Origin of the sequence: Kitasatospora sp. NPDC058048 (genome assembly GCF_042885555.1) — a bacterium.
Taxonomy (GTDB): Bacteria; Actinomycetota; Actinomycetes; order Streptomycetales; family Streptomycetaceae; genus Kitasatospora; species Kitasatospora lactacystinica.
The window spans coordinates 230,922-239,275 of the sequence record NZ_JBHVRT010000005.1 but is presented as its reverse complement, the minus strand read 5'-3'; the positions used below and the strand labels follow the sequence as shown (position 1 = coordinate 239,275).

Genomic DNA, 8,354 nt, shown 5'->3' with positions numbered 1-8,354 from the left:
CCCCCGGGCGGGGGGGGGGGGGTGGGGGGGTGGGGGGGGGGGGGGGGGGGGGGGGGGGGGGGGGGGGGGGGGGGGCGCGGGGGGGGCCCCCCCCCCCCCCGCGACCGGGGGCGGTCACCGGGTGAGGTCGGCCGGTGCGTCGATCCGGGTCAGTTTCCGCGGGTTGCGCACGATGTAGACCCGGGTGATCCGGCCGTCCTCCACCGCGAGGCTCACCACCGAGGGCTCGCCGCCGATGTCGATCCGCCCGGCCGGCGCGCCGTTGAGGCACACCGTGGTGGTCTCGAGGGCGACCGGCAGCCGCCCGGTGCGCGCGAGCAGTGCCGCCACCGCCTCGGCCCCGTGCACCGGGGCCGTCACGGCCGCCGCGATCCCGCCGCCGTCGGCGATCAGGACGACGTCCGGCGCCAGCACCTCCATCAGGTCCTGCAGCCGCCCGGTGCGCAGGGTCGCCAGGAACCGTTCCACCACCCGCTGCTGCTCGTCGCGGCTCACCCGCACCCGGGGCCGGCGGGCGGCCACGTGCCCGCGGGCCCGCCGGGCGACCTGCCGTACGGCGGCCGAGGTCTTGCCGAGGGCCTCGGCGATCTCCTCGTACGGCAGCTCGAAGACCTCGCGGAGCACGAACACCGCCCGTTCCGTCGGCCCGAGGGTCTCCAGGACGGTCAGCATCGCGAACGAGACGCTCTCCGCGAGTTCCACGTCCTCGGCGACGTCGGGGCTGGTGAGCAGCGGCTCCGGCAGCCACTCGCCGACGTACTGCTCGCGTCGGCGGGACAGCGTCCGCAGCCGGTTGAGGCCCTGGCGGGTGACGATCCGGATGAGGTACGACCGCGGGTCGTGCACCTGCCCGCGGTCGACCCCGGCCCACCGCAGCCAGGACTCCTGCAGCACGTCCTCGGCGTCGGCGGCGGAGCCGAGCAGCTCGTAGGCGACGGTGAAGAGCAGGCCGCGGTGGGTGACGAAGGGGTCCTCGGTCATGCCGGCGACGCCCCGGCCGCGTCGTCGACGGCGGCGGTGCGCCGGGCCAGCGGGATCCCGCAGGCGTCGGAGAAGCCCTGGGAGCGGACGCCGTTCGCGGTGTTGTTCCTGGTGGCCATGTTGACGAAGGCGACGTAGGCGGTGAGTTCGACCATGGCCGCCGCGCCGAGCCGGTCCAGCAGGCGGTCGTACAGTTCGTCGGTGACGGCCGGCGGGGTCACGGTCATGGCCTCGGCGTACTCCATCACCTCGCGCTCCAGCGCCGTGAACACCTCTGCCGCCCGCCAGTTCGGCACCTGGCTCGCCTTGGCGAGGTCCAGGCCCCGGTTCTGCGCCTGGAAGTAGCCGACGTCCAGGCACCAGCCGCAGCCGACCTGCGCGGCCACCGCCATGTGGGCGAAGGACTTGAGGCTCTCGTCGAGCGCGTCCCACTCGGCGATCCGGCGGGAGAAGTCCAGGTTCGCGGTGGCGACGCCGGGGTTGTGCCAGATCGCCTCGACGGGTTCGAGGGCGGCCCCGAAACCCTTGATCATGTTCTCGCTCAGCTCGGCGGGCAGCTGGGCCTTCGGCAGTCGCAGTGCCATGGTGTCCTCCCGGGTCGGTGGTTCGGCGGGTTGCCGTGTTGTGGTGGTGCCGTGGTGCCGTGTTGCCGGGCATGAGGACACCGCAGGGCGCACGGATGTGACAGCCGGGTGCGGGGCGCGGAAAAAAATAGCTTCGGACGGGCCGGACGGTTCGCTACAGTCCGCGAGGATTTCCGACCACCGCGAGGAGAACGACACCGTGAACGTCCCCGACGACCGCCCCGCCCCGCCGCTGACCGGCGGCGAGCGCGAGATGCTGCGCGGCTTCCTCGACTTCCACCGGGCGACCCTCGCCCTGAAGTGCGAGGGCCTGACCGACGAGCAGCTGCGCCTGCGCTCCAGCCCGCCCTCCACGCTCAGCCTGCTCGGACTGGTCCGGCACATGGCGGAGGTCGAGCGCGCCTGGTTCCGCCGGGTGATCGACGGCGAGGACCTGCCGCTGGTCTGGTCCGGGGACGGCGACTACCAGGCCGCGTACGACCCCGCCGGCGCCACCCGCGCCGAGGCCTTCGCCGCCTGGCAGGCCGAGGTCGAGCACTCCCGCCGCATCGAGCTCGCCGCCGACTCCCTCGACGTCACCGGCTACCAGGCGCGCTGGGACGCCGAGGTGTCGCTGCGGCTGGTGATGCTCCACCTGATCCACGAGTACGCCCGGCACAACGGGCACGCCGACTTCCTGCGCGAGGCGATCGACGGCACGGTGGGGGCGTAGGGGCGGCCGCCGACGGCGCCGCGGAGGCCCGCGGAGTCCGAGGGGCGGGCCGGCCTACCAGCCGAGGAGGTGGGTGCGGCGGGTGAGGGCGGTGAGGACGGAGTCGGCGGTGGCCTCGGGGGTGAGGGCGGTGGTGTCGAGGCTGTGGGTGCTGTCCTCGGACGCCGGGCCGGGCTGGAGGACGACGTAGTGGAGGGCGGCGCCGGTGGCGCGGCTCTCGCGGCGGAAGGTGTCGAGGGTGGCCGGGACGGCGGCGGCCTCCACCACGACCTGGTAGCCGCGGGTGGCGTAGGCGAAGGCGGCCTGGGCGGCCGCGGCCAGGGCGGTGGCGTTCTGGCGCCCGGCCTCGGGCAGGTGGGGCGGGAGCTGGCCGCTGCGGATGACCCGCAGGAAGTCGTCCGTCCGCAGGTGGACGCTCGGGTTCAGCTCCCGGGCGAGCAGCTCCGCGACCGGGCTGTCCCCGGCCCCGGCCGGGTCGACGAGGACGAGGACGCCCCCGGCGCCCAGGCCGCCCCCGAGCTCCGGCCCACCTACGGTCGTACGGTTCACAGCTGCTGATCCCTTCGCGGGCCGGGGAGGGGCGGGTAGCCGGGGCGGGGCGGTCGGAGTGCGAAGGAGCTGGTCGGCCCAGATCCGGACAACCGACCGCCTCGTCCCTACGACTGATGCGTTTCGGGGATCAACCTAGTCCAAACGGGTGGCCCGAGTCGTCCCCCATCCGGTTCCTGGGCGGGTCGGAGGGGTGCTCGCCGATCGATCGGGGACCGGTGGGCGAGCGCTCGGAGACCGGTGGGCGAGCGGGCGGTGGCGGGGCGGTGGTCGGTCGGTGACGGTCCGGCGGGCGGTCGGGGCGCCCGCCGCGGGCCCCTACCGGTCCCCGGTGCGCAGCACGACCGGGTTGGTGAGCGCCGCCATCGGGCCCCAGGGCAGGTCCGGGCCCATCGCGTTGCCCCTGCCCGGGGTGCCGTCCGCCTTCGGGTGGCGGACCTCGGCCCGGACGTAGGCGGCGAGCGAGGCGGTGGTGCGCCAGACCACGGTGCCGGCGCCGTCGGCGGGCAGCGACTCCTGGTGCATCTGCCCCTCGTCGGTGAGGAGGCGGACCGTCCCGCCGGGCACGCCGGAGACGGTGAGCCGGACGTCCAGCGGGGCGTCGGCCGGGACGGTCAGCTCCTCGCCGATGCCCACCCGGCGGCCGTGCCCGGTCACGGTGAGGTCCACCTCGACGGCCGAGGATTCGGCCAGCCAGCTGCGCCCGGCGCGCAGCCCGTCGAGGATCGCGTCCCGGGTGAGGTCCTCGGCCAGCACCACGGTGTGGGGGGAGCCGATGACCTGCGGTTCGCTGTGCGCGTCGCTGTTGCCCAGGGCGGGCAGCCAGGAGCGGCCCTCGCGCAGGGCGACGGCGAGCCGGCCGTCCCAGGTGTCCACCGCCGACTCGTCGTCGTACGTCCACGGGCCGTTCCACACCTCGACGGCGTCGGCCTCCTCGTAGCCGAACTTCCACTGGCAGGCGACGTACGGGCAGTACGGGTGCGCGGGCACGACCAGGCCGCCGGCCCGGTGGACCTGGCGGACGAAGCGGGGGTACTCCTCGTCGCGCGAGCGGTAGCGCCAGTCGACGAACTGGCCGGGCTCCAGGCCGAGGGCCAGCCAGTGGCCGTTGCGGGTGGTGATCTCCTCGCCCGGCAGGATCAGCAGGTCGGGGCCGGCCAGCGGGCCCCAGACGGCGTGCGAGGCGCTGGTGTTGTGGTCGGTCGAGACGATGAAGTCCAGGCCGGCCGCGCGCGCCCCGGCCGCCACCTCCTCGGGCTTGCGCCGCCCGTCGGAGTGGACGGTGTGCAGGTGGCAGTCGCCCCGGTACCAGGCCCGGCCGCGGCCGCGGGCCCGCTCCGCCGGGTAGTGCGGGGTGAACCGCGGCCCGGGCGGGCCGAACCGGAGGGTGACCTCGACGTGGTACTCCAGGCCCTGCGGGGCGACCTGGTAGGGGCCGAGGACCACGTGCCAGGTGCCGGGGTTGATCGGGCCGGGGAGGTAGCCGGGGGTCGCGGCGCCGCGGGAGAGGCTGAACCCGGTGCGGAAGCCGCCGGACCAGCCGCGGAAGCCCGGGCCGCCGAGGTCGGTGCCGCGCTCGTCGAAGAGGCCGATGTCGCAGGAGTTGCCGGGGGTGCCGGCCGGGACCGGGGGCTTGTCGTAGCCGTAGGACACGGCCAGCTCGCGGACGCCCTCGGGGACCTCGACCGGGAGGTACACGAAGTCGGGGGAGCCGGTGGGCAGGTGGCCGGTGAGGGTGAGGGTGCGGTCGGGGGGAGTGGCGCCGGGGCCGTCGGCGGGGGCGGCGTCCGCCCGGCCGGTGGCGGCGGCGAGGCCGAGGGCGGTGGCGGCGCCGGTGGCCAGTCCGGTGCGGAGCAGGTCACGGCGGGCGGGCCCGGCGGCCGGTTGCGGGGCCGGCTGGTCGGTGCACGGGGCGGTCGGTTGCGGGGTCGGTTGCGGGGCCGGCGGGTCGATGGGCCGGGAGGTCGGCTGGTCGGGGCGCGGGGTGCTGGGGTCGGTCGGCATCGAGGCCTCCGGGTCGGGGCGGGCGGGTCGCTCGCGTGCCTACCCCGGCGGGTGAACCGGGGGTGAGTCGGGGCCCACCGGGGCGGGGCGGCTCGGTGAAGAGGCGCCGGGCGGGGGCGGGGGCGAGTTGCGGGGAGTGACGATTGGTCGGTTCATAGTCATGTCATCGGTTTATATGAGAAATCGCGCGGATGGGAGACGGGCATGGCGGTGAGCCGGCGGGTGCTGCTCATGGTGGTGGCCGGAGGCGCGTTGGCGGGGTGCGGTGGCCGGACGTCGGGCACCGGCTCGCCCTCGGCGATACCGCCCGCCGGGCCCGCCGAGGCCGCCGCCGCGTCGACGCCTGGGCCGGACCCGACGCCGGCGCCGACACCCGCGCCGACACCCGCGCCGACCTCGGCATCGGAACCCGCGAAGCAGCCCCCGCACGAGCCGACCCGGGCCGAGACGGTCGAGCGGTACGGCGCGCTGGCCCCGAGCGAGTGGGGCCTGGAGGTGTCCGGGGTGATCACCGAGCTGCCGGAGGGCGAGAGCGCCATGGCGCTCACCTTCGACGCCTGCGGCGGCCCCCGCGGCAACGGCTACGACGCCGACCTGATCGACGCCCTGCGGGCGCACGGCGTGCCGGCCACGCTCTTCCTGAACGCCCGCTGGATCGACGCCAACCCGGACGAGTTCGAGCAGCTCGCCGCCGACCCGCTGTTCGAGATCGGCAACCACGGCACCGTCCACCGCCCGCTCTCGGTCACCGGCCGCTCCGCCTACGGCATCGCCGGCACGGGCGACGTCGGCGAGGTGTACGACGAGGTGGCGGGCAATGCCCGGAAGCTCACGGAGCTGCTCGGGCACCCGCCCCGGTTCTTCCGCTCCGGCACCGCGCACTACGACGACGTCGCCACCCGGGTGGTCGCCGACCTGGGCCAGCGCGTGGCGGGCTTCACCGTGAACGGGGACGGCGGGGCGACGCTGCCGGCCGCCGAGGTGCGGCAGGAGGTCGCCTCCGCCCCGCCCGGCGCGATCGTGATCGGCCACCTGAACCACCCGGGCGGCGGCACGGCCCCCGGGGTGGCGGCGGCGCTGCCGGGACTGCTGGCGGCGGGGCGGCGCTTCGTCCGGCTCTCGGACGTGCTGTAGCCGGGCGGGCCGGGGAACGCACCGCGCACCGCGCACCGCGGGCCGCGCGCCTCGGGGCGGGCGGCTCGGGGCGGGCGGCTCAGACCAGGCGCAGGCCGCCCGGGTGCTCCTCCTCGATGATCCGGACCAGCCAGTCGAAGACCGTCGGCCCCCGGCCCGCCCGGGCGGCTTCCAGCTCGGCGGTGATGCGCGCCCGGTTGGTGGGGTGGGCGTGGGCCAGCCGCAGTTCCAGCCGGCGGACCGTCTCCGGGTAGCCGAGGTTGCGGCGGGCGACCTCGTGACGGCGCCACTCGATGACCCAGTCGCCGTCCTCGGGCGTGCCGTAACCGCCGCGCAGGCAGTCGGCGAAGGCGTCGAGGTTGCGGCCGAAGTAGCCGTCCTCGCCGATGGTCCGCCCGACCACGTCCCAGAAGTCGTCCAGGGTCTTGATCTCGTTGCCGTCGATCACATAGGTCACCGTCACGGGGTCGAGGATATGCCGCGCCGACGGTGGTTCAGGAGGACGTCCGGGAGACGCCCGGGGCGACCCCGGCGCGACGTCAGGGGGAGACGGCGATCGCGGTGGCGAGCAGCCCGTCCCGGACCGCCCAGCGCCCGTCGAAGCCGTCGATCCGGCGGCCGCCGACCACCGGTCCCGGGACCAGCAGCCGGGCGGTGAAGGTGCCGTCGGGGGAGAGGTCCAGCTCGGCCTCGTTGAAGTCCAGGAACAGCAGGGTCAGCGGGAACCAGGCCTTGTAGACGGACTCCTTGGCGCTGAACAGGATGCGGTCCCACGGGACGCCCGGGTGCTCGGCCGCCAGCTTGGCGAGCCGCTCCCGCTCGACCGGCAGCGCGACGGTCTCCTCGACGCCCTCCGGCAGCGGCAGCGCGGGCTCGGCGTCGATGCCGACGGAGGCGAGGGTGCCGGCCCGGGCGACGGCCGCCGCGCGGAACCCGTCGCAGTGGGTGAGGCTGCCGATCACGCCGTCCGGCCAGCTCGGTGCGCCGCGCAGGCCCGGGACCAGCGGCCGGTACGGGACGCCGAGCCGGGCGAGGGCGGTCCGGGCGCAGTGCCGGACGGTGGTGAACTCGCGGCGCCGCTTGTCGACGGCCCGGGCGACGGCCGGCTCCTCCTCGGGCTCCAGCCGGGCCTCCGGCGGGTCGTCGTAGGCCACCTCGGTCACCACGACGTCCGGCAGCAGGTCCCCGATCATCCGTTCCCCCCTCGGTCGGCTGCGCGGCCGGGCAGCCGCGCGGGACGAGGGTAACCCGGGCGGGGGGATCTTGGTGGGGGATCGGGGACCATCGCCGGGCGGCCCGGCCGCTCGAAGGCGGCGGCAGCCTCGCGGGCTGCTACTGCCCGAGCAGGCGGGCGAAGTCCAGCCCGAGGCTGCCGAGGACGGGCAGCGCGCCGAGGTCGGTCACGCCGGCGACGGGGATGCTGTAGCCCTGGTTCACCTCGCGGGGCGCCGCGCCGGCGGCGACGGGTGCGGTGGCCGGGAGCAGGACGGTGCCGAGGAGCAGGGCGACGAGCGAGGTGCGCATCTGAGGGGCCTCCGAAGGACGCGGGTGACGTTCTGTCAACACCTTCCGTGGCGGGGCCGTCACGCATCTTCGCCCCTTCGGCCGCATTGGTAAAGATGCTTGCCTTGTGTTCATGCCAACATCGTGGAGGTCTGGACCACCTTGCGGACGGGTGCATACGTTTCCTCCACAAGGGCGGGCATTCGGTCGGCGAACTGTCGTGCGAATGTGTCGAGTTCCGCATGTCATGCCCATGCCTGCCCGTGCCTGCCCATGCCCTGCACCGCAACCGGAGGGAACGAACCATGCGCGCCATCGGCAAGAACCTCAGGATCCTCGCGGGCGCCCCGCTCGCCGCAGCAGCCCTGATCGCCCTCACCGCGGGCTCCGCCAGCGCCGCGATACCGATCAACAAGCCCATGACCGGCAAGGCCACCTACTACAACGACGCCGGCTACGGCGCCTGCGGCACCCAGATCAACGCCGCCACCCAGATGCTGGTCGCCGTCTCGCACACCTGGTGGACCACCGCCAACCCCAACAACGACCCGGTCTGCAAGGGCATTTCGGTCAAGGTCAGCTACCAGGGCAAGACCATCACCGTCCCGGTGAAGGACCAGTGCCCCTCCTGCGACTCCACCCACATCGACCTCAGCCAGCCCGCCTTCGCCAAGCTGGCCCCGCTGGACAAGGGCGTCATCACCGGCCTGAGCTGGCAGTTCGTCAAGACCGGCCTGAACGGCAAGACCGTCGAGCTCTCCGCCCCGATCACCGGCTCCACCATCGGCTGAACCGGCCCTCCGAAGACGGTGCCCGCCCCCGCCCGGTTCGCGGGGGCGGGCACCGGGGCAGCCAAGAGCTGACGATCAATCAGATATTGTGCCACC

10 protein-coding genes are annotated in these 8,354 nt (G+C 74.9%); 3 read left to right on the top strand and 7 right to left on the bottom strand.

Annotated features, from left to right (window positions below):
• Positions 1 to 114: 114 nt before the first annotated feature.
• Both ACFVVA_RS07770 and ACFVVA_RS07765 read right to left on the bottom strand, forming a co-directional pair.
• A complete protein-coding gene (locus ACFVVA_RS07770) occupies positions 115 to 981 on the bottom strand; it encodes an RNA polymerase sigma-70 factor (protein ID WP_387686754.1) in 867 nt (288 codons plus the stop codon).
• On the bottom strand, positions 978 to 1,565 hold the full coding sequence (locus tag ACFVVA_RS07765; protein WP_387686752.1) for a carboxymuconolactone decarboxylase family protein: 588 nt from the start codon (positions 1,563 to 1,565) through the stop codon (positions 978 to 980). Before ACFVVA_RS07765 ends, ACFVVA_RS07770 begins: the two co-directional genes overlap by 4 nt.
• Before the next feature lie 253 nt (positions 1,566 to 1,818).
• Here ACFVVA_RS07765 and ACFVVA_RS07760 point away from each other — a divergent pair, with 253 nt between their 5' ends.
• Positions 1,819 to 2,277 carry a DinB family protein gene (locus tag ACFVVA_RS07760; protein ID WP_387686873.1) on the top strand — a complete coding sequence of 153 codons (459 nt, stop codon included), beginning with the start codon at positions 1,819 to 1,821 and terminating at the stop codon, positions 2,275 to 2,277.
• Positions 2,278 to 2,331: 54 nt separating this feature from the next.
• On the opposite strand, the gene ACFVVA_RS07755 is transcribed toward ACFVVA_RS07760, so the two are convergent.
• Positions 2,332 to 2,826, bottom strand: coding sequence for an ATP-binding protein (locus ACFVVA_RS07755; protein ID WP_387686749.1), 495 nt, complete (start codon positions 2,824 to 2,826; stop codon positions 2,332 to 2,334).
• A 318-nt stretch (positions 2,827 to 3,144) separates the two neighbouring features.
• The gene (locus ACFVVA_RS07750) at positions 3,145 to 4,830 is read right to left on the bottom strand and encodes a CehA/McbA family metallohydrolase (protein WP_387686746.1); all 1,686 of its coding nucleotides are present in this window, start codon (positions 4,828 to 4,830) and stop codon (positions 3,145 to 3,147) included.
• Between the two features lie 204 nt (positions 4,831 to 5,034).
• On the opposite strand from ACFVVA_RS07750, the gene ACFVVA_RS07745 reads away from it, so the two are divergent.
• Positions 5,035 to 5,964 (top strand): polysaccharide deacetylase family protein, encoded by a 930-nt coding sequence (locus ACFVVA_RS07745; RefSeq protein WP_387686743.1) that lies wholly within the window; start codon positions 5,035 to 5,037, stop codon positions 5,962 to 5,964.
• Between the two features lie 79 nt (positions 5,965 to 6,043).
• Here ACFVVA_RS07745 and ACFVVA_RS07740 read toward each other — a convergent pair whose 3' ends face one another.
• The 3 genes from ACFVVA_RS07740 to ACFVVA_RS07730 form a co-directional block, all read right to left on the bottom strand.
• Positions 6,044 to 6,427 carry a barstar family protein gene (locus tag ACFVVA_RS07740; protein WP_387686741.1) on the bottom strand — a complete coding sequence of 128 codons (384 nt, stop codon included), beginning with the start codon at positions 6,425 to 6,427 and terminating at the stop codon, positions 6,044 to 6,046.
• A 76-nt stretch (positions 6,428 to 6,503) separates the two neighbouring features.
• Positions 6,504 to 7,157, bottom strand: coding sequence for a 4'-phosphopantetheinyl transferase (locus ACFVVA_RS07735; protein WP_387686738.1), 654 nt, complete (start codon positions 7,155 to 7,157; stop codon positions 6,504 to 6,506).
• Between the two features lie 139 nt (positions 7,158 to 7,296).
• Positions 7,297 to 7,488: a hypothetical protein gene (locus ACFVVA_RS07730; RefSeq protein WP_387686735.1), complete on the bottom strand. Its 192-nt coding sequence runs from the start codon at positions 7,486 to 7,488 to the stop codon at positions 7,297 to 7,299.
• A 284-nt stretch (positions 7,489 to 7,772) separates the two neighbouring features.
• Here ACFVVA_RS07730 and ACFVVA_RS07725 point away from each other — a divergent pair, with 284 nt between their 5' ends.
• Positions 7,773 to 8,258, top strand: coding sequence for a cysteine/serine endopeptidase inhibitor (locus ACFVVA_RS07725; RefSeq protein WP_359904819.1), 486 nt, complete (start codon positions 7,773 to 7,775; stop codon positions 8,256 to 8,258).
• Positions 8,259 to 8,354 lie beyond the last annotated feature (96 nt).